This is a genomic window from Methylobacterium sp. J-070 (assembly GCF_022829385.1).
Lineage (GTDB): Bacteria > Pseudomonadota > Alphaproteobacteria > Rhizobiales > Beijerinckiaceae > Methylobacterium.
Genome location: NZ_JAKSXX010000024.1, coordinates 1 through 1,226, shown reverse-complemented (window position 1 = coordinate 1,226; position 1,226 = coordinate 1). Strand labels below are relative to the sequence as shown.

Here is a 1,226-nt window from a genome sequence, read left to right as displayed (position 1 = left end):
TAGGAGTTCCTCACGCCTGCCCGGTGTTCGACGACATCGCGTAGGCGCGGCCCTTCAGGCTTTGCTTCAGGTCGCCGATCAGGCCATCCGCATTCGAGGCGCTGCTGTTGACGATCACGTCGCCGTGCATGTGCGTGGTGTGTGTGCGGACGGAACTCTGCCGGTTGTCGTTGGTGGTGTTGGCGATCTGCGCGGCCTGTGCGGCTTGAGCTTGGGCCACGAACAGGCCGGCGTTCGGGATGCCGTTCCAGGCTGACGGGGCCGGTGCCACCGGCTGGACAGGTTGCCGACGCGCGTCGTTCGGGTCGGCGAGCACGTCGGGCCTGCGCGCGGACGGAGTGCCGGCCCGCAGGTTCTTTGTGGCCGCCTGGATGGTGGCGATGTCCCTGTCGCGCTGTGTAGGTGCGCCTGAGAGTTGCGGTAGCCACTGCTGCGCCAGAGCGGCACGGCCGCCTTCCTCACCGGGGCCGAACCGCTCGCTCAACCGCACGCCGTGGACGGCATCCGATAGCGACGGGTTGCCCTTCAGGATGGCGCCACCGCGCTCGGTGTTCCGGTTGTCGTAGATCGGATCGCCGGGTTTTGCGGTGTGCTCTGCAACCCATGCCTTGGTCTGCCACGCGGCGTCGTTTGGATTGCCGCCCTGGCTCTCAATCCAGCGCCTGACCTGCGCCCAGCGCCGGTTGTCCCACTGCCATAGACTGTGGTGCCCGTGGTTATAGCTGTTCTCCGGAACCGCCGGGTTCAGGCCACTTTCCGTCTGCATCGAACCGACCACCGCAGCGATGGCGTTGTCGTTGTACCCGGCCTTACGCAGCTCACCGATGATCGCCTGTGCGTTCTGGCCACGCGCCAGCTTGGTCATGCCGCGACGGGCGCGGGTGCGGATACCGGCCCCGCCGTCAGCCGCCTCGGCCTCTCCGCCGCCGAAGACCCGCTTGACGGCATTCCAGCCCCGGCGGACGGCACCGCGTACCCGCCCGCGGCGCTCGATGCCCTCGCGCTGCAACTGCGCCCGATCCGGATCGGCGGCGGCCTCCTCCGGCGTCTGGTAGCCGTGGCCCGTGGCGACGGCACCGATGGCGACCGGCAGACCAACCCGCAGCATGGCTGCCAGGAGGGAGGTGTTGCCCGTCACCAGCGCCGCGCGGATCAGGCCGATCTGCGCGAGCACCGCCCCGACCTTGGTGGCGACCCAGAGCCCGAAGAACGCCTCCGCGACGGTC

The 1,226-nt window shown here is 69.2% G+C and carries 1 protein-coding gene; it reads right to left on the bottom strand.

Features of this window, described 5'->3' with window-relative positions; genetic code table 11:
• Positions 1-10: 10 nt before the first annotated feature.
• On the bottom strand, positions 11-1,226 hold a 1,216-nt coding region (locus MKL01_RS00915; RefSeq protein ID WP_243903361.1), incomplete at its 5' end, for a phage tail tip lysozyme.